This window comes from Daejeonella sp. (genome assembly GCF_030684675.1).
Lineage (GTDB): Bacteria > Bacteroidota > Bacteroidia > Sphingobacteriales > Sphingobacteriaceae > Daejeonella.
Window position 1 is genome coordinate 69,312 of sequence record NZ_JAUXXZ010000028.1, and the last position, 20,224, is coordinate 89,535.

General features: G+C 39.7%; 18 protein-coding genes. 13 read left to right on the forward strand and 5 right to left on the reverse strand.

Annotated elements, in window-relative coordinates:
- Positions 1-27: 27 nt before the first annotated feature.
- A complete protein-coding gene (locus tag Q8M41_RS05435; protein WP_305364236.1) occupies positions 28-1,062 on the reverse strand; it encodes a hypothetical protein in 1,035 nt (344 codons plus the stop codon).
- Between the two features lie 212 nt (positions 1,063-1,274).
- Here Q8M41_RS05435 and Q8M41_RS05440 point away from each other — a divergent pair, with 212 nt between their 5' ends.
- Genes Q8M41_RS05440 through Q8M41_RS05450 form a run of 3 tightly spaced genes read left to right on the forward strand, consistent with a single transcriptional unit; the run spans position 1,275 to position 5,782 of the window.
- The gene (locus Q8M41_RS05440) at positions 1,275-3,134 is read left to right on the forward strand and encodes a sensor histidine kinase KdpD (RefSeq protein ID WP_305364237.1); all 1,860 of its coding nucleotides are present in this window, start codon (positions 1,275-1,277) and stop codon (positions 3,132-3,134) included.
- 48 nt (positions 3,135-3,182) lie between these two features.
- Positions 3,183-3,878, forward strand: a complete 696-nt coding sequence (locus Q8M41_RS05445; RefSeq protein WP_305364238.1) for a response regulator transcription factor — start codon at positions 3,183-3,185, stop codon at positions 3,876-3,878.
- A 53-nt stretch (positions 3,879-3,931) separates the two neighbouring features.
- Complete coding sequence (locus Q8M41_RS05450; RefSeq protein ID WP_305364239.1) at positions 3,932-5,782, forward strand: DUF4153 domain-containing protein; 1,851 nt, start codon at positions 3,932-3,934, stop codon at positions 5,780-5,782.
- 169 nt (positions 5,783-5,951) lie between these two features.
- Here the strand turns inward: Q8M41_RS05450 and Q8M41_RS05455 are convergent, their stop codons facing one another.
- The gene (locus Q8M41_RS05455) at positions 5,952-7,493 is read right to left on the reverse strand and encodes an aldehyde dehydrogenase family protein (RefSeq protein ID WP_305364240.1); all 1,542 of its coding nucleotides are present in this window, start codon (positions 7,491-7,493) and stop codon (positions 5,952-5,954) included.
- Between the two features lie 243 nt (positions 7,494-7,736).
- Between Q8M41_RS05455 and Q8M41_RS05460 the strand changes: the two genes are divergently transcribed.
- The 7 genes from Q8M41_RS05460 to Q8M41_RS05490 all read left to right on the forward strand — a co-directional run bounded on the left by Q8M41_RS05460 (position 7,737) and on the right by Q8M41_RS05490 (position 15,329).
- On the forward strand, positions 7,737-9,140 hold the full coding sequence (locus tag Q8M41_RS05460) for a lipopolysaccharide assembly protein LapB (protein WP_305364241.1): 1,404 nt from the start codon (positions 7,737-7,739) through the stop codon (positions 9,138-9,140).
- Positions 9,141-9,264: 124 nt separating this feature from the next.
- A complete protein-coding gene (locus tag Q8M41_RS05465; RefSeq protein WP_305364242.1) occupies positions 9,265-10,035 on the forward strand; it encodes a phosphosulfolactate synthase in 771 nt (256 codons plus the stop codon).
- Between the two features lie 49 nt (positions 10,036-10,084).
- Positions 10,085-10,864 (forward strand): shikimate dehydrogenase, encoded by a 780-nt coding sequence (locus Q8M41_RS05470; RefSeq protein WP_305364243.1) that lies wholly within the window; start codon positions 10,085-10,087, stop codon positions 10,862-10,864.
- 29 nt (positions 10,865-10,893) lie between these two features.
- The gene (gene gldD, locus Q8M41_RS05475; protein ID WP_305364244.1) at positions 10,894-11,445 is read left to right on the forward strand and encodes a gliding motility lipoprotein GldD; all 552 of its coding nucleotides are present in this window, start codon (positions 10,894-10,896) and stop codon (positions 11,443-11,445) included.
- Positions 11,446-12,088: 643 nt separating this feature from the next.
- Positions 12,089-13,390 carry a M20/M25/M40 family metallo-hydrolase gene (locus tag Q8M41_RS05480; protein WP_305364245.1) on the forward strand — a complete coding sequence of 434 codons (1,302 nt, stop codon included), beginning with the start codon at positions 12,089-12,091 and terminating at the stop codon, positions 13,388-13,390.
- A gap of 53 nt (positions 13,391-13,443) precedes the next feature.
- Positions 13,444-14,082 (forward strand): MBL fold metallo-hydrolase, encoded by a 639-nt coding sequence (locus tag Q8M41_RS05485; RefSeq protein ID WP_305364246.1) that lies wholly within the window; start codon positions 13,444-13,446, stop codon positions 14,080-14,082.
- Between the two features lie 17 nt (positions 14,083-14,099).
- Positions 14,100-15,329 carry an FtsX-like permease family protein gene (locus Q8M41_RS05490; RefSeq protein WP_305364247.1) on the forward strand — a complete coding sequence of 410 codons (1,230 nt, stop codon included), beginning with the start codon at positions 14,100-14,102 and terminating at the stop codon, positions 15,327-15,329.
- 179 nt (positions 15,330-15,508) lie between these two features.
- Here Q8M41_RS05490 and rfaD read toward each other — a convergent pair whose 3' ends face one another.
- The 3 genes from rfaD to mqnB are packed head-to-tail and all read right to left on the reverse strand — an operon-like array spanning position 15,509 to position 18,059.
- Entirely contained in the window at positions 15,509-16,474 is a 966-nt protein-coding gene (gene rfaD / locus Q8M41_RS05495; protein ID WP_305364248.1) for an ADP-glyceromanno-heptose 6-epimerase, read from the reverse strand.
- A 26-nt stretch (positions 16,475-16,500) separates the two neighbouring features.
- Positions 16,501-17,418, reverse strand: a complete 918-nt coding sequence (locus Q8M41_RS05500) for a 1,4-dihydroxy-6-naphthoate synthase (protein ID WP_305364249.1) — start codon at positions 17,416-17,418, stop codon at positions 16,501-16,503.
- Positions 17,415-18,059 (reverse strand): futalosine hydrolase, encoded by a 645-nt coding sequence (mqnB, locus tag Q8M41_RS05505; RefSeq protein WP_305364250.1) that lies wholly within the window; start codon positions 18,057-18,059, stop codon positions 17,415-17,417. Before mqnB ends, Q8M41_RS05500 begins: the two co-directional genes overlap by 4 nt.
- 80 nt (positions 18,060-18,139) lie before the next feature.
- Here mqnB and Q8M41_RS05510 point away from each other — a divergent pair, with 80 nt between their 5' ends.
- The 3 genes from Q8M41_RS05510 to fabD all read left to right on the forward strand — a co-directional run bounded on the left by Q8M41_RS05510 (position 18,140) and on the right by fabD (position 20,154).
- The gene (locus Q8M41_RS05510) at positions 18,140-18,550 is read left to right on the forward strand and encodes a 6-carboxytetrahydropterin synthase (RefSeq protein ID WP_305364251.1); all 411 of its coding nucleotides are present in this window, start codon (positions 18,140-18,142) and stop codon (positions 18,548-18,550) included.
- A 25-nt stretch (positions 18,551-18,575) separates the two neighbouring features.
- A complete protein-coding gene (gene folE, locus Q8M41_RS05515; RefSeq protein WP_305364252.1) occupies positions 18,576-19,211 on the forward strand; it encodes a GTP cyclohydrolase I FolE in 636 nt (211 codons plus the stop codon).
- Positions 19,212-19,272: 61 nt separating this feature from the next.
- Positions 19,273-20,154 carry an ACP S-malonyltransferase gene (gene fabD / locus Q8M41_RS05520; protein ID WP_305364253.1) on the forward strand — a complete coding sequence of 294 codons (882 nt, stop codon included), beginning with the start codon at positions 19,273-19,275 and terminating at the stop codon, positions 20,152-20,154.
- The last annotated feature ends 70 nt before the right edge of the window (positions 20,155-20,224 follow it).

The window sequence follows — 20,224 nt, forward strand, 5'->3', positions numbered from 1 at the left end:
CGGGGCTTTTTGATTCTCAACAAATTATTATTCTTTAACCAATCGTTTTATAAACCAAACTTTATTTTGCTCTATAGTAATATAATATACCCCATTTTCTGCTAATGGTATCTGTTTCATATAAGATCCATTAAAATTGCTAAGTTCATCCGAAAATAATGGCTTCAGATCAGTGTTCAGAATCTTCAGCTTTATCGGCCCCTTGCTCTCTAAATTGAAGGAGATTCCAATCTTACCATTTGAAAAATTCGGAAATAAAGTCAGGTCTTTAACATCCAGTTGATTTTCCGTATTTTCAAGACCGGTGATAGTTTTCAACTGAGTTTTTTCTGCATCGCTAAGGCGGATATTCATCCTGCTGGTTATACCATTTTTGTCTGTGGAATTAAAATTAAATGAAGAAGAATTATTCCTGTTCCTCATGCCCGGAAATTCACTTCTTTCAAATTCAAAAGCCATGGGTGGAGCAGGATGCATTGGTGCCCTTGGCATTCGAGGCATTCGAGGCATAACAGGTGCTCCCGGGGCCATACCCCCGTGCATTGTGATGATACGTTTTCTGAGATTACTGTCCAATCCATCCATCTGGAACCTGAATTCTTTCATAATGGTATCCGTATTAAAGTTAAATGACATGCTACTGTCTCCATTAAACTTGAAAACATCAAACCCGCCCGGTATTCTATCTTTCAAATCAAATCGAAACTCTTTCAAATCGCCATCTTCCCAATACAAAACATGCGGGGCATCTCCTTTTCGGCTAATGATGATCTCTTTATCTATTCCATCTTTAGGCTTAATAATTACTCTTTTTTCAAGAGACCCGCCTTTGCCTTTAATACGACCTTCCATATCCTTGAACTCTTTCCTTAAGCGCATTCGTTCTTCCTGATCTGCCTCGCTTAATTTTTTTCCATTAATTATCGTGTCGCCGTTCTTAATAATAATGCTTTGATTGATTTTTTTTTCTACCTGTGCCTTAGCTGAAGTGCCTGAACTTACAACGATTAGGGTAATAAATCCCATCAGCATAAGGTGTGGATTGAGAATGAACCTTTTCATATGTTTTGGTTTTAGTTTATTATTTAAATGCTGGGTTTATTGAACCGCTTGTCAGGATTGAATCATTGATCAATAAGAACAACAATTAGGGCCTAATCATCTGGCTTGCAGAACCAAAAGTAAATGGCTTATGAATGGGATTTTGTTAATGCTTTGTTAAAATATGTTAAAACTATATTGACAAAGAGAGTGTTGCGTATTTTTGTTTCAGGATGAAGAGTAAAAGCATCAGTTTAATAATTGGATTAATGACCATCGCCTTGCTGGGGGTGATGGGAATGCAATGGTATTTTTTCAGGCAGTCCTACCAACTTCAATCGCGCTTGTTTGACCAGTCAGTGCATGAAGCTTTGAATAATGTAGTTGAACGCCTGGCTAAAAGAGATGCCAATAATTTTCTTGAGAAAAAGGCCGAGTTTATCAGTCTTCCCGAACCACCAATCATCGAAAGGGCACCGGTTTTTGTAGCAGCACCTGAAAAGCCTGTCAGGATTAAACGTAGAAGGCCAAGAATGTCGGATGAAAATTATATGCTGGTTCAGCAAAGAAAAGCTGATAGTATATTCATGATCAGGGACAGTCTGCTAAGGGCAAGATATCCAAATATGGTTTCTTTTAATGATGCGGTTACAGCTTCTGAGCTAAAGGATCTTGAATATAACTTTCGGGTTGATGTCTATCAGGTTGAGGACGCCTTTGGTCAGATCCATGAACAAACCCGAAGGACAATTTCGAGAGCCCCCAAAGCTTATCCGCAAATAAACGCGGCAATATCCGGATCCGCTCCGGGATTATTACCCGATTCTGTAACTCAGTATATCGTTTTCGATCCAATTGAGGGGGCGTTTCTACGTACTATACCGCGCCCAAGATTAAGGAACATACCGCGCCCACCAGATGTTAATGAAGCCGAACAGGACAATAGAGTACAGAAAGTGAAGCAATATTTTGCTGAAGAGAATCAAAAGAAGGCAGATGTATTTAAAGATCTTTATCAGGAGTACCGGGAGGTTGATGTTCCACTGAACAAACGTGTTCATCCGCAGACACTTGATTCCATGCTCAGAGCAGAATTACGTAATCTCTCAATTCTGAGCAATTATGAGTACAAGGTCACTTCTGCAGAGCGGGACTCACTTATTTTTACAAGGGCTTCTAATCAAACGAAGTTCCTGCCCTATAATAGCTATGAAACCCCACTCTTTCCAAAGGATATGATCAGGGATTCAGGAATGTTAACCATTACATTCCCTGATAAAAATTCCATCATTCTTTCTAATATGACAGCCATGATGGGTTTATCGGGTGGCTTATTGCTCATACTGATCTTCAGCTTCGGATATACCATTCATTCTATTCTGATGCAAAAGAAGATATCAGAAATGAAAACTGATTTTATCAATAATATGACCCATGAGTTTAAAACTCCGGTAGCTACCATCATGATCGCGAGTGAGGCTCTGAAAGATCCTGAACTGACAATAGATAAGAGTCGCATTGAACGTTTGGCGAATATCATTTACGATGAAAATGTTCGTCTGGGAAGTCACATTGAACGGGTGCTTAACATTGCAAAAATTGAAAAAGGTGATCTGAAACTTGAACACAGGGATGTGGACATGAACGACCTTCTTTCAGCGATAGTCGACAGCATGTCACTTCAGCTTCAGAAGAGGAATGCTAGCATTGAGCTAGATCTAAAAGCAGGATATTCTACAGTAACCGGAGATGAACTTCACCTGTCAAATGTGATTTTTAACCTGCTTGATAACGCTAATAAATATAGTCCTGAGAATCCTCAAATAAAGATCAGTACCTTCATCTCAGGTAAAAACCTCATTATTAAGGTTGCTGATAAGGGAATTGGGATGAGTAAAGATCAGCTATCAAAGATATTTGACCAGTTTTACCGGATACCAACCGGCAATTTGCATGATGTTAAAGGTTTTGGTTTAGGGTTAAGCTATGTAAATAATATTGTTAAACGTCTGAATGGAACGATCAGAGTGAAGAGTGAAAAGGATGTTGGATCAGAATTTGAGATAAGTCTCCCTTTAAAACCTGTGGCATAAACAGCAGGTTAATGAAAATAATATTTTCCCTTTTTTGGAATCCCTGATATGAAAAAAATATTACTAGCCGAAGATGATCCGAATCTGGGTATGCTTTTACAGGATTATTTGCAATTAAAAGGAAAATTTGAAGTTGTACTCTGTCAGGATGGCGACGAAGCTCTTAAAGCGTTCAATAACGACCATTTTGATATGTGTATCTTCGATGTGATGATGCCCAAAAAGGATGGTTTTACACTGGGTAAAGACATTCGCCGTATTAACCCACATATTCCAATCATTTTTGCAACAGCCAAGACCATGATCGAGGATAAAGCTGAAGCATATAATTTAGGTGGAGATGATTATATCACAAAACCATTCCGTATTGAAGAATTGCTTTTAAGGATCAACGCTTTGTTTAAACGGGTCTCAGATTCTGATAAGACTGAAGCCTCAGATCAGCAATCAAAATTTGACATCGGCAATTATAAATTTGACTATACCGCACAACTGATCACAAATGCTGAATCCCAGCAAAAGTTATCAACTAAGGAAGCAGAATTACTCAGGCTTTTATGTCTCAAAAAAAATGAGGTTCTAACCCGTGAAGAGGCATTAATCTCAATATGGCATGATGATAACTACTTCAATGGCAGGAGTATGGATGTTTTCCTAAGCAAACTCCGGAAATACCTGAAAGAAGATCCGAAAGTGGAGATTATCAATGTGCACGGAAAGGGGTATAAGTTATTGGTTAGCTGATTTTTAAGCGACAATAATTTAAGCTTTTAGTATCTTTAGGTAAATTACCGTTCATGAAATTCCCTTCCCTGCAGACTTTTGTCCATTCCATAAGGAGTGTTTTGTTGCGGTTCCCGCTCGAAATTGGATTTGCTCTGCTGGGTACCGTGGCGGCGACGGTTTTCATAGAGATCAGTGACCTCAAAATGGCAGCAGAAAGCCTTTGTGTGAGGCTTCTCCTGATAGCTAATCTGGGTCTTGTTTTGTCAATTTCACTCAGTCTTTTATCAGAAAGCAATTTTTATTCAGTCCTGAAAAAGAACCTGTTCAGGCTTATAATGTTACTCCTTAATGTTGGTTTATTCTTTTTGATCGACCCATTAAAGCGTGAAACGGATTTTTTCAGATTTATTTTGCTGGCACTGGCCTTTCATCTTTCAGTTTCCTTTGCTGCTTATTTCGGAAAGGGCCATATCAATGCCTTCTGGCAATTCAACAGGATTATTTTTCTTCGCTTTTTAATCGGGGGAATTTATAGTGCAGCACTGTTTCTTGGGCTTGCGGCTGCCATTGGATCAATGAATTTCCTGTTTAATTTCAAGTTTGAGTGGGATACCTTTGCCATACTATGGGTCTGGATAGCTGGTATCTTTCAAACCGTGTTTTTCCTGTCGGGAGTTCCTGCAAATTTAAATGAACTTGAAGAGGATAAAACCTATCCCGGCGGACTTAAAATATTTACACAGTTCGTTCTCATTCCATTGGCTACGGTATACGCAATTATACTGCTTGCTTATGAAGCTAAGATCCTGATCGAATGGGAGCTTCCCAAAGGTCTCGTTTCAAATCTGATACTTGGATATGCAGTTTTTGGGATTTTATCACTGCTCCTCATATATCCTGTCAGAGATCAGGATGAAAATAAATGGTTGAAAACATTCAGTCGCAGTTTTTATTATGTACTAATCCCATTGATACTATTGCTTGTATGGGCAGTTTTGGCCAGAGTTATTGACTATGGAATTACTGAGGAACGTTATTTTCTGATCATTCTGGCGGCCTGGCTTGCTTTTATAAACGCCTATTTCCTGCTTTCAAAAAGTCAGAATATCATGATTATCCCTTTCAGTTTGTGTCTGGTTACGGTATTATCTGTATATGGCCCGCAGGGGGCATTTTCTACATCAAGGAGATCGCAGATCAATGAACTGAAGCAATTGTTCGAAAAGCAAGGATCACTTGAGGGAGATAAGATCATTGCATTAAAACTTAAGCCGGGCAAAGAAGATATGACCCGGATGATTAATATTGTAGATTATCTTGTAAATATGCATGGCCTGGAAAGTTTTAGCCCGATTCTAAAGCGGGATCCGGGGATAGTTGCTGATTCATTGCTTTCTGTTAATGAGAAGAAGAAATATGATTCCCGTACCAGTAACTGGGAGATAAAAAGCAGGCAGAAACTTTGGTTATACACCTATCTGAACCTTCAGCCGGATGATGCCAGGGGTTCTAAACTGAATCTTGGGATGAACATGGCCGAAGCCTTTAATGCGGACCTTCTCCCATTGAATGAAGCAGATTATATGCTTCCCCTGAGTATTTCTGCTGATACTTTGTCAAACATAATAAATGCAAAAAAATTGCTCATTACCAGTGTGGTAAATCAGAATAAATTGAAAGTGCATTATGGGTCTGAAGAAAAATATATCATCCTGGATACCTTAATCAATCAATTGGATATGGAATTGAAGAGGCAGAAATTGGCCAATAAACAAGCCTTGCAGGTCTCCAGACAATTGCTTTCACAGAATCTTGAATTTGATGGCCTGAAGCTGCAAATAGTATGGAATCAGATAAATTTCAATGATAATAAAGACTTACTTTCAGCAAATGGCTATGTTTTGTTAAGTGTTAAAGATTGATAATTACTAGATTAACTTGAACTTGACATAATATTTAAAAACCGCATAGAAACATAGCATTTTAAAGTTGCCAACCTACATTTTAGACACAGATAGTCTTGAAGCTTCGCTTCAATCTATGTGGTTAAATATTAATCTTTAGATATTTTAATATCTAACTTACGTTAGATTATAGATCAAACTTAATTCCCTGTGCAAGCGGTAATTTATCCGAATAATTGATCGTGTTGGTTTGACGACGCATATAGGCCTTCCATGCATCCGATCCTGATTCCCTGCCGCCACCAGTTTCTTTTTCGCCTCCAAAAGCCCCTCCGATTTCAGCACCTGAAGTACCGATATTCACATTGGCTATGCCGCAATCTGATCCCGAACAGGAAAGAAACTGCTCTGCCTCGCGCAGATTTAGGGTCATGATTGCTGATGAAAGCCCTTGCGGAACAGCATTTTGCATTGCGATTGCCTCGTTGAGGGTTTTATATTTCATCAGGTAGAGAACTGGGGCAAAGGTTTCGTGCTGGACGATCTCAAATTCATTTTTTGCCTCTGCAATACAAGGTTTTACATAGCATCCTGATTCATACCCTTCCCCTTCAAGAACACCACCTTCTACTACAAAATTGCCTCCTTCAGCCTTACATTTTTCAATAGAGTTGAGATAGGCCCTAACGGCGTCTTTATCGATCAAGGGACCAACGTGCATATTTTCATCGAGGGGATTCCCTATTTTCAATTGCCTGTAAGCATTCACCAGCTTATCCCTGAAAGTATCATAAACACTTTCGTGAATGATCAGCCTGCGGGTTGAAGTACAACGTTGTCCGGCGGTTCCAACTGCGCCGAATACGGCACCTACCAACGACATTTCAAGATCTGCGTCTTTAGAAATAATGATGGCATTGTTTCCTCCAAGTTCCAGTAAACTCCTGCCAAGACGTGCACCAACCGCTGCTCCAACAGCCTTTCCCATACGGGTTGAACCCGTTGCTGAGACCAGGCCTATCCGTTTATCATGACTCAATAGTTCTCCTATGCTGCGGTCACCAACTAAAAGGCATGATACTCCCTCAGGAACATCATTCGCCTCAAATATTTTTTGTAAAATATGCTGGCATGCAATAGCTGTCAACGGAGTTTTTTCTGAAGGTTTCCAGATACAAACATCGCCACAGACCAGAGCGATTGTCATATTCCATGCCCAAACGGCAACAGGAAAATTGAAGGCTGATATAATTCCAACAATACCAATCGGGTGCCATTGCTCATACATCCGGTGGGCCGGTCGTTCTGAGTGCATGGTCAGTCCGTATAACTGACGCGATAAACCTATGCTAAAATCGCAGATATCGATCATTTCCTGTACCTCGCCATAACCCTCCTGTAAACTTTTACCCATTTCATAGCTTACAAGCTTACCCAGATCAGTCTTATGCTGCCTTAGTGCTTCGCCAAATTGTCTGATCACTTCACCCCTCCTGGGAGCAGGCCAGGTTCGCCATGTCCTGAATGCATCCCCAGCTTTCAGAACCGTGTTTTCATAATCGAAATTATTTGAGAATCTTACCGAGGCAATCTCCTTCCCATCTACCGGTGAAAAAATTGCATGCACATTTTGCTGCGCATTACTGTTCCAAACTTTACCTGTACTGCTTGCTTCATTGATTGCCTGGATTCCAAGGGCTTGTAAAACCGGTAAAATATCTATTTGCATAAAATTTCGTATTTTTGTAAAGTTAAGCAATTCTCCCAAGGGCTTTTGAAAGCTTCATGATAAAAACATATCCGAAAAGCTGCGTCTTTATTTATTTATTTTTCAGCTAATTAGCCTCTGACTTGTCAGGATGTTGAAAAATAAAAGCAAAACACTTAGCGATTTGCCTTAATTTAAAATAAATATGGCTCATTGTTTATACATAATGAGCCGGGAGAACGTTCTTAATCGTATTATTTTAGGATGGAAGAAGATTTTGAGTTTGATTTTTCCGAAGATCCCAGATTTTCGGTAGAAAGATATGAAGAGATGATCCGTAATCAGGATCAGTATTTTTTTGATGCTCAGGCATTTGAAAATATAATTGAATACTATATCGAGAAAAACGATCCGATTAAGGCGTTACAGGTTACTGAATATGCCATTAATCAGCATCCATTCGCAGCAGTATTTTCAATCAAGCAGGCCCAGCTTTACGTGGCAACCAATCAGTTTGATCTTGCATTTGAATCGCTTTGCAGAGCCGAAACCCTGGAACCTTCAGAAGCTGATATTTATACAATCAGAGGGAACGTATATGAGGGAATGGAACGGCATCAGGATGCGCTCGATAACTATGAAAAGGCATTGACCCTTGCTGAAAGCACGGATGAGATATTGCTTCACATTGCTTATGTCTATCAAAGTATGGGCGATTATGAGAACTCAGTAAGCTACCTTAAGCAATGTCTTCAACAGAATATGGAGAATCAGGATGCGCTATATGAATTGGCATTCTGTTATGATGTTCTGGATAAGCAGGAAGAAAGCATTAAGTTTTATGAGCAATACATTGATAATGAGCCTTATTCTTATGCTGCCTGGTACAATCTGGGAAATGCATTTAATAAGATGGATCTTTTTGAAAAGTCGATTGATGCTTATGATTATGCCATTCTGATCAAAGATAATTTTGCCTCTGCCTACTTCAATAAGGGTAATGCGCTGGTTCATCTCGACCGGTATGCTGAGGCTATTGAAGTTTACAAGCAAACATTTGAATACGAACCGCCTAGTGGCGATACTTATTGTGCCATCGGTGAATGTTATGAGAAACTCGAACGGATGGACGAGGCACGCTCATATTATAAAAAATCAGTAAAACTGGACCCCACACAATCTGACGCCTGGTTTGGTATTGGTGTGACTCTTGATTTTGAGGAAAGGTATTTTGAATCACTCTATTTTTATAAGAAAGCGCTGGATCTGGATGATAAAAATGCAGATTACTGGTTCGCTATTGCCGATGCCCAATATAAACTAAAGCAGTTGCCAGAATCAGAAAAGGCTTATGAAAAGGTTCTGGAATTAAATCCTGTGGATATCGAGGCCTGGCTGGATTATTCTTCAATTTTATTTGAGCAGGATAAACTGGATTCGGCTATCGAGATTATCTCAGAAGGAATTAAAAATAACCCCGACTCAGCTGAATTATATTACAGAATGGTGGCTTATCTATTTGCGGCTCATCAGTTCAGTGAAGCGCTTATTTACCTCGAGACTGCATTGAATTCAGATCCGGAAAAACATCATATTTTATTTGAGTACCTTCCTCAACTGCATGAAAATAAGGTTATTGTGGACATTATTAACCGTTATACCCGTTAGAAAAGGAAAAAAATATTAGCCTTTAGGTTTTGATTTTTTTTTGGAGATTTGCACCTGAGTGAATAGCCTGAATTTAAAGATGGAAACATATTGTAGGGCATTCTATAATCAATTATAATAACAGATGAATTATACTCTAAAGAATATCCCTGAGCGTACACAAAAACCGCGTCAGAATGGTCTGACTATGGTTATGGATAAGGGACTAAGTGTACGTCAGATCGAAGATTTCCTGGAAGTTGCAGGACCACATACTGATATTGTAAAATTGGGCTGGGCTACATCTTATGTAACACCCAATCTCGAAAATAAATTAAAAATATACAGGGATGCTAATATTCCGGTTTACTTTGGCGGGACTCTCTTTGAGGCATTTATAATAAGAAATCAATTTGATGATTATCGCCGGGTGCTTGATAAATACGATATGAAGTTTGCCGAAGTATCCGATGGATCAATTACCATACCTCACGAAGAAAAGTGTGAGTACATCCGTAAACTTAGCGAACAGGTAACAGTTATTTCGGAAGTTGGCTCAAAAGATGCAGCAAAAATCTTTGCTCCTTATAAGTGGATCAGTTTGATGAAGGCTGAAATTGAAGCTGGATCCTGGAAAGTTATCGCGGAGGCCCGTGAGAGTGGAAATGTTGGTCTATATCGTGATTCAGGTGAAGTAAGACAGGGTCTGGTGGATGAAATTTTAACTCAGATTCCCGCAGAAACAATCATCTGGGAAGCGCCACAAAAGGCTCAGCAGGTTTGGTTCATTAAATTAATAGGTAGCAATATCAATCTTGGAAATATTGCACCTGCAGATGTTATTCCGGTTGAAACATTGCGTCTGGGATTGAGAAGTGATACCTTCGATCATTTTCTAAATATGGAAGAAAAATAGGTTCAGGTAATTTTATACGTGATAAAGCCAGCTATCAATTTAATTTAGCATGAAAAAATACGGTCTGATAGGTTATCCGCTGACACATTCTTTCTCAAAAAAATATTTTACCGAAAAATTTTTGAATGAGGGGCTTGACAGCTATCAGTATGAACTGTATCCCCTTCCAAATTTGAGCGATCTTCCTGATCTGATAAAGAGTATTCCCGACTTGTGCGGATTAAATGTGACTGTGCCCCATAAAATTGGGGTTATGTATTATCTGGATAGGATTGATCCGGCAGCAAAAGAGATTGATGCTGTAAACTGTATAAAAATTGTAAATCATCAGCCGGTTGAGGCATTTTTCAGTGGGGAGCTTTCTTCGATGAATGTCAGGCTTGAGGGCTACAATACAGATGCATATGCTTTTGAGGAATCGTTGAAACCATTAATAAAAAAGCATCACCAAAAGGCTCTGGTTCTTGGAACGGGGGGAGCCTCGAGGGCAGTTGCTTATGTGCTCGAAAAGCTAGGAATTTCTTATCGATTGGTTTCAAGAAGAAACATCCGGAAGCAGTTAAGTTATAAGAAATTGACAGCAGATATTATGAATGAACATCTGCTGATTATAAATACAACTCCCCTTGGAACCGCTCCAAATATTGAAGAATGTCCGGATATACCTTACGAATTACTGAGTAGTAAACACCTGCTTTATGATCTGGTTTATAATCCTGCAGAAACGGAATTTCTTAAACGGGGAAAAGCCAAAGGTACTGCAATAAAGAATGGTATGGAAATGCTCCATATGCAGGCAGAAAAATCCTGGGAAATATGGAATAGCTGATGAAAATACGCTTTCCATATCCTTTTCTCATGATCGCATTCCTTTTTATATCCTGTGGCAATGAATATTCTCCAAAACCACGGGCCTATTTCAGAATTGAATTTCCTGAAAAAAAATACCAGACTTATTCAGGGGACTGCCCGTATACCTTTGATTTTCCTGAATACGCACAAGTTCAGCCGGATAGCAGCAGGGATTCGAAACCATGCTGGCTAAATGTTAGTTACCCGAAATTTAATGGAAGGCTCCATTTAAGTTATCAGCCTATCTCCTCTGCTGCCGAATTCAATCAGCTTACCGAGGATGCCAGGACATTTGCATTTAAACACACTGTAAAGGCTACCGCAATAGATGAGGGAATTATCTCTTATCCCAAAGAAAAGGTTTATGGGATTTATTATTCCATTGAAGGAAATACGGCATCATCTGTTCAGTTTTTTCTGACAGATAGTACAAAAAACTATCTTCGGGGAGCCCTTTATTTCAATGAACAGCCAAGGCTCGATTCAATACAGCCGGTTTTGGATTTTGTTAAAAAGGATATAGACCAGATGATTAAAACTTTTAAATGGAGAAACTGAACAGCTGATATTTTAGAAAATAAGTTAACCTGAGATCAATATAAAATCTTGCATGACTATTTAGGTTGAATATTTTCTTTTGTTTTAGAAAGCAAGGTCTGTGATTCTTCGGTTCCAGCAGTCCCGTGTTCTGCTGTAGTTTTTGCCTATAAATTCCTTTGTAATATAAAAATCTGCCCGGGCAAAAATCTACAGCTGCCACCCAGGTTTATTTCAAAAGGCAAATGGTCCTTTTGCCGGGTTGCCCGTTCCGATGAAAAATAACCCGGGGTAAAATAAACCTTGCCGAAGGAGGTATCTTCCGGCTATTCGTAATTTGAACAGAACGGGATTTCTTGCCGGAAATACTCCGGAGGAAAGGGCTAAACCAGCCTATAACACACAAGCATTGGTTTCCAAAAATCAATTTAAGGACTCCAGATTCTCATCAGACCAATTATAACCGTATTTTTTACCCTTATTATATCGACTCAGGTTAAGATAGCTTTTAGCAATGCCAATATCCCTTTCAACACTTTACCCTGTAACCTACTGCTATCATGGCATCATTATTATTTCTGTACAAAATACATCCAAAGGATGTGAAAGATTCAATCCAACAATTATCTTAGCTGTTTGGCTTTTACCAACTAATTGAAAATTCATGAAAGCGTTTTATTTGTTCCTCCTGCTTATCATAGCACACAGTGCCTCAGCTCAGCTAAGTCCTGATGAAAAGAATATTATTGATTATTTAAAAGCCCATCAAGGGGAAGCTGAAGAATTATTGATTGAATCAGTCAATATAAACAGTGGAACACTTAATGTAGATGGAGTCAGAAAAGTTGGTGTGGTTTACCGCAGAGAGCTTGATAAGCTTGATTTTACTACTGAGTGGGTTGATTTGCCTGATTCATTACGTCGTGCAGGCCATCTGGTAGCCAGCCGTAAAGGCAGCCAGGGTAAACGTCTTTTTCTCATTGGCCATTTGGATACAGTTTTTGAGTTGGATATGGAATTCAGTCCCTATCAGAAACTGAACGATTCTACTGCAACCGGACAGGGGGTGAATGATATGAAGGGTGGTAACGTGGTTATGATATCTGCGTTAAAAGCATTGCATGAACTCGGCTTATTAAAAAATACACAGATCATCGCCTATTTTACCGGTGATGAAGAAAGCTCTGGTTCTCCGCATGAGGTTGCAAGAAAGGATTTCATTGAGCGCGCAAAAGCAAGCGATATTGCATTGGGATTTGAAGGGGCACAAGGCTTAAATACTGTTGCAGTAGCCAGAAGAGGTATTGGTGGCTGGACATTGAATGTGACTGCTAAAACAGGACACTCTGCCGGAATATTCAGCGAAAATGCTGGATACGGAGCTATTTATGAAGCTGCCCGTATCATTAATGAGTTCAGAACTCAACTTAAGGATGAGAAATATCTGACCTTCAATCCGGGTTTGATCAGCGGTGGTTCAGAGATCCGTCTTGATCCCGCAAATGCCAGGATGGAAGCTATTGGTAAAACCAATATAATCTCGCCAAGCACTTTTGTGGCAGGAGATCTTCGTTTCATTTCTGAAGTTCAGCGGGATAGGGCAAGAGAAAGGATGAAAGCTATTGTATCTCAAAATCTTAACGGAACTTCTGCCAGCATTTCATTTACTGATGGCTTGCCTGCAATGGAACCTACTGAAGGAAACTATAATCTTGTTAAATATCTCAACCGGATTACTCAGGATATGGGTATCGGCGCTACAAAAGCCGGAGATTCCGGTGCACGTGGAGCAGGTGATATTTCAGATATTGCAAAATATGTAGATAGCCTTGATGGTATGGGTGCTTCCGGAAGCGGTGCGCATAAACCCGGCGAATTAATCAATCTGAAGGAGTTTCCGCTGCTTATACAGCGGGCTGCACTGATGATTTACAGATTAAGCCGTCAGAACCCGGCACTCAATTAATCCCCATTGGGTCTTTCCACATTAAACGGCTGGAATTTGGTACTTTTGCAATTATGATCCAGATTAAATCCTTTGCTTTTAACCCCTATCAGGAAAATACCTATATCCTTCATGATGATACACTGGAATGCGTGATCATTGATCCGGGCATGTATACAGGTGAAGAACAGAATGCATTTCTAAAATATATTGCTGATAATAATCTGAAACCGGTTTTATTGCTGAATACCCATTGCCATATCGATCATGTACTTGGGAATAAGTTCATTTATGATACTTATGGCCTGTTCCCCCAGTTTCATAAAGGCGAGGAAATGGTATTGAATTCTATCGTTTCTTATGCTCCCCAAATGGGAATTCGCTATGAAGTATCTCCTTTACCTCAGGTCTATCTGCCTGAAAGTGGAACAGTAAAATTTGGTGAAACTGAGCTTGGACTGATTTTTTCACCCGGTCATTCACCTGCCCATCTCTGTTTTTTTAATAAGGAAGAAAATTTTTTAATTGGGGGTGATGTTTTGTTCTACCGTAGTATTGGGCGTACGGATCTGCCCGGCGGGAACTATGATTTGCTGATTAGTAATATACGTGAAAAGCTATTCAGCCTGCCTGATGAAACCAGGGTTTACCCCGGACATGGGCCTGCGACAAGTATAGGTTTTGAAAAACAGTTCAATCCTTTTTTAAGCTGACCTGAAGGATAAAAAGGGTGAACACATCTTACTATATAGCTAAAAGGTATTTGTTTTCGAAGAAGTCGGTCAATGCGATAAACTTCATTTCAGGGATCTCAATGCTTGGTGTATTTGTAGGAAGTGCAGCATTGATCATCATCCTTTCGGTTTTCAATGGATTTGAAAATATTGTACTTTCCATGTACAATACCTTTAGCCCCGAACTAAGAATAGAGCCTGCTGAAGGGAAAACATTTGATCCTTCAGAAAGCCGTTTTATAAACCTGAAAAATGACAAACGCTTCCTTAACTATACCGAAGTTTTAGAAGAAAAGGCATTAGTGAGGTATGGTGATAGCCAGTCGATTGCTCTGATAAAGGGAGTTAGCGTAGGCTTTATGAAAAACAGAACCGGTCTCGATTCGGTTATCTCCAGCGGCAGTTTTTCGCTCCATCATATTGGGAGGGACATGGCTGTAATCGGTTCGGGCCTTCAAAATTCTTTATCGGTAAATCTCAATAACGAGTTTCAAACGCTTGATATTTATTCCCCAAAGAAAGGGGCCTCGAATTCCATTAATCCAATTGATGAGTTTAATGTTCGTTCTATTTACCCCTCCGGAGTTTTCACGGTACAGCAGGAGTTTGATAATATGGTCATTGTGCCCATTCAGTTTGCCCGTACTCTGCTTGATGAGGAGAAATTAATCTCCTTTATTGAGATCAATACGGTGCCGGGTACAGATGTAGATGAACTTCATGATGAAATAAAGAACCTGCTGGGAAAGGATTTTATCGTCAAAAATCGAAGTCAGCAGAATGAATTGCTCTACAAAATCCTTAATTCCGAAAAATGGGCTATTTTTCTGATACTCACCTTTGTGCTGATCATTGCCATCTTCAATATTATCGGCTCATTAACTATGCTGGTAATAGATAAACGAAAGGACATTGCAATCCTGAGCAGCCTAGGTGCAAGCAGGCAATTAATCAGGGGAATCTTCTTTATTGAAGGCATGATGATATCAATGCTGGGATGTATTATTGGAATGGCCGCCGGATTGGTTTTTATTCTTTTACAACAGAAATTTGGCTTTATTGCAATGGCCGGTACTAACCTGATCATTGATCATTATCCAGTAGGGATCAAATTATCTGACTTTGTTCTCGTCTTTGCTACGGTATTGATCGTTTCAGTCATCGCCTCGGGTATTTCTTCACGTTTAAGTGTGAAAAATACAGTGGATCTGAGGGAGGATCTATAAATAGCTGTTTGGTATCCTTGCTGTCCGTTGAGTTCAGCGCAGCGTCTCTACGGATGGAAAATAAAAAAGAGTCTTTCGACTCGCCGCGCTGAAGAATTATATTTTGTTGGAGTCAAAGACTCCAATCTATTCACAAATCCTTAGATACGCTACGCTTCTACGTACAGTTACGGGAGGACTTATAAATAGCTGTTTGGTACCAGATAATTTTTCACATAATCCTCAACACCTGCTTCCAGACTATAGAAATCGAGGCTATAACCAATTGACCTTAATTTTTCCATGCTTGCCTCAGTAAAATACTGATACTTTTCACGGATATCCTCAGGTGTGGGAACAAATGAGATGGAGACTGGTGTATCCATTGCATGGAAGGTTTGTGTTGCAAGGTCAAGGAATGTCCTTGCTTTACCTGTACCCAGGTTATAAATACCCGAATCTTTACGGTGATGCATCAGGAAATATAAAACATTGACTACATCTTTGATGTAAACAAAATCACGCATCTGTTCGCCGTCTTTAAATTCGGGATTATGGGACTTGAATAATTTCATAGCCCCTGTTTTTTTGATCTGATTGAAAGTATGGAAGATCACGGAGGCCATGCGTCCTTTATGATATTCATTCGGCCCATACACATTGAAAAACTTCAGTCCTGCCCAGAAATAGGGTTTCTTTTCCTGCTCTAAGACCCAGATATCGAAGTCATTCTTGGAATCACCATATGGATTCAGGGGCTTCAGCATTGGAATCTTTGATTCATCATCTTCATAACCTTGCTCCCCTAATCCGTAGGTCGCAGCTGAAGATGCATAAACGAGCGGAAGGCCAAATTCGGTGCAGATATTCCAGATGGTTTTAGTATAATCGAGGTTAAGACGGTTCAATAATTCCCTGTCCATTTCCGTGGTATCGGTACGTGCGCCAATATGGAACACAAACTGTACATGTAAATGGTTTTCGCGCAGCCATTCCGAAAAAGCTTCCCTTTCTACTTGTTTGGAATAGCGTTTACCCTCGAAATTTTTATTCTTGTTCTCATTGGAAAAATCATCCACCAGCACCAGGTCATAAAAACCTTCATCGTTTAATTTTTGAACCAAACAACTTCCGATAAATCCAGCTGCGCCTGTAATAATGATCATGCTAAATGATTATTTCTTTTGTACAATTATAAGAATAAGTTTTGTTTCGTTTCCGGGATGATACCGACTTTATGTGCCTCCTCAAAGAACGTTTGAACGGCTTTTCTTCCCGGTTCACCCAGATCAATGGAAAATTTGTTGACGTATAAATCAATGTGTTTTTTAATGACTTCTGTACTCATTTCCTGCGAAAGTGAGCAGATAAAATCCATTCCGGATTCAGGATGATCAAACGCATACTCGACACTTCGTCGAATGATACGGTTCACTTTTTGTTTTATTTCTTCCGGAAGATCCCTTTTGATCATAATACCCCCTAATGGAATAGGACCTTGGGTCAGATTTTCCCAAAACTCACCCAGATCGATGATCTTTTTCAAGCCTTTCTCCTGATAAGTGAAACGATTTTCATGGATGATTACACCCATATCGATCTGATGGTTCAATAAGGCGGATTCAATTTCAAAAAATTTCATCTCAATTTTATTTTTCGCCTCCGGGAAGGCCAGGCTTAACAGAAAATTAGCTGTGGTATATTTTCCGGGAATGCCAATTCTGAGGTCTGAGGTCTGAGGTCTGAGGTCTGAGGTCTGAGGTCTGAAGTCTGAGGTCTGAGGTCTGAAGTCTGAGGACTGAGATCTGAGATTTTGCAAATTATCAGTTGAAATATAGTCTTCATTTTCGCAAATGAGTAATGGGCCAACCCCGAAACCAAGTGCGCTTCCTGCATGGAGTAACACATAATTTTCAGTCAGGTAAGCATAGGCATGATAGCTCAATTTGGTAATGTCGAGGTCTGTCCTGAAAGCTTTTTGATTGAGAGTTTCAACATCATCATATACCACATCAAAGTTAAGTCCTTCGGTGTCGATCTTCTGATGGATCATAGCATCAAAAATGAAGGTATCGTTGGGACAGGGTGAAAATCCGAGGCTCAGTTTCATGAGTTGAAAAGTTGAATAAGGGTATCGTTCAGATTTTTTATTGCGAGTTCGACTTGCCAGTTCGCCCGGTTGCGCCGTTCAACAACATTTGAAATCGCCCGGATCTGTATCCCTGGCTTGCCGGCTTGTTCACAGGCATAGAAAAATGCAGCACCCTCCATTGTTTCTATCTGAGGATGAAATCTTTCGACAAATTCAGCGATTGACTTTTCATCGCCATGAACCTTATTTACGGTTACTGCTTTGACTTTTTTGAGTTGATCATAGCCCGGGAATCCGGATACAGAACCAGCAGAAAACAGGCTCTTACCCAAGCCAATAGTATCGGCATTCAGAAAATCACTGCCGTCTTCAGCTCCGAATTCTGCAAGAATATCTTCTGATACCCTGCACAGATCACCCGGCTGAATTGCCGGATCGAAACTACCGGCAATACCTGCATTAATAGCCAGATCGAATATTTTTTCAGTACAATAACTTCCCATAGAAAAGGCTGTAGCGACCATTCCAACACCGCTGATCAGAACACTCACTTGATGTGCTCCGATTCTCTTTTCCAGGATAAGGAGATTATGGAATCCATGATGAAGCAGAAATGGATTAATCTCGGCCTGAGTGGCGGCTACAAGAAGTATATTCATTAAGCGAAGTTACGCAATTAGCTTTATTTGTCCTTGAGGCATTTTTAGTTTGATTATATTTGCATTTTAATTTATTGAAAATGATATATATTACTCGCAGAGAGCGGTTTAATGCAGCACATAAGCTATACAGGCAAGAATGGAGTGATGAACAAAATCTGGAAATATTCGGAAAGTGTTCTAATCCAAACTGGCATGGGCATAATTACGAATTGTATGTAACTGTAAAGGGAGAGATTAACCCTGAGACAGGATTTGTTATTGACTTAAAGGAACTAAAGAAGATCATTACGGTTTACGTGACCAATGAACTTGATCATAGAAATATCAACCTGGATGTAGATTTCATGAAGGGTAAAATGGCTTCAACGGAGGTGCTTGCAGTTACAATTTTTGAGGTTCTTAAACCCCATGTCGAAAACCAGGGAGCTATTTTGCATTCGATAAAATTATATGAAACAGAAAATAACTTTGTAGAGTATTTCGGTTAATATTGAAGGAATTGAAACCAATAGTATGAGTATAAAAAGTAATAATACAGAGATTGCTAAGATTGATGGCTATGTCAAGATTGATAGTTACGATCAGGAAAAAATCGAGCGTATCGCATCTCATTATAAGGCAATATTAGCTGATCTGGGCGAGAATCCATCCCGTGAAGGATTGCTGCAGACACCGGTCCGTGTAGCAAAGGCTCTTCAGTTTCTTACTCATGGCTACGATGCAAAGCCCGAAGAAATTCTACGTAGTGCAATGTTTAAGGAAGATTATAGCCAAATGGTGGTGGTTAAGGATATTGAAGTATTTTCAATGTGCGAACACCATATGCTGCCCTTCTTCGGAAAGGCACATATTGCCTATATTCCCAATGGTCATATTGTGGGCCTTAGTAAAATCCCGAGGGTTGTAGATGCATTTGCACGTCGTTTACAGGTTCAGGAGCGATTAACCAATGAAATACGTGATTGTATTCAGGAAACTCTGAATCCTGTAGGTGTAGCAGTTGTGATAGAATGTAAACATCTTTGCATGTCGATGAGAGGTATACAAAAGCAGAATTCGGTTACCACTACCTCTGCATTTACAGGTGCATTTGTAAATGAAACTACGCGCTCAGAATTTTTAAGGCTTATTACCGCTAGTTTGAGTTAAATAAATTTATTAAAAAGAAAAATTTTTAACATTTTATCGCCTGAATGGGCTTTTATAAAATATGAAATCATATATTTTTCCGGGACAGGGTGCCCAGTTTTCAGGGATGGGTAAGGATCTTTACAATCATTCTGAAGCAGCCAGAAATCTATTCGAAAGTGCAAATGAAATACTTGGATTCAGGATTACCGATATTATGTTTGAGGGTACTGATGAAGATTTGAAGCAAACTAATGTAACTCAGCCAGCCATATTTCTTCATTCTGTGATTCTTGCTAAGGAACTGAAAAGTGAATTCCAGCCCGACATGGTTGCAGGTCATTCTTTGGGTGAATTTTCAGCCCTGGTTTCTGCAAAAGCCCTGTCATTTGAAGATGGTTTGCGATTGGTCAGTGCCCGTGCCAATGCTATGCAAAAAGCTTGTGAGGTTAGACCTTCTACGATGGCAGCTATCCTGGGGCTGGATGATTTTACAGTAGAGGATATTTGTTCACGGATCAGTGATGTTGTCGTACCTGCCAACTATAATTGCCCCGGTCAACTGGTTATTTCCGGATCAATTGAGGGAGTTGACAAGGCTTGCGAATTATTAATACAGGCTGGGGCAAAAAGAGCATTAAAACTGAATGTGGGGGGAGCATTTCATTCCCCTTTAATGGAGCTGGCACGTGTTGAACTGCAATCTGCAATTGAGAATACTGAAATTAATGAACCCCTTTGCCCGATTTATCAGAACATTGACGCAAAACCATACACCGATGTAGCCAATATTAAACATAATCTGATTTCACAGTTAACCGGTGCTGTACGCTGGACACAGACAATTGAAAAAATGCTCCATGATGGAGCAACTTCATTTACTGAAGTGGGTCCGGGTAGTGTATTACAGGGTCTTGTAAGGAAAGTTGATCGCAGTATACCAACATTTAGTGCAGATTTATAAAAATAATCATTTGAATTTCACTAAAGGGGTCTGATTTTTGTTCACTAAGTTTATTAAGCTTTTTACCTAA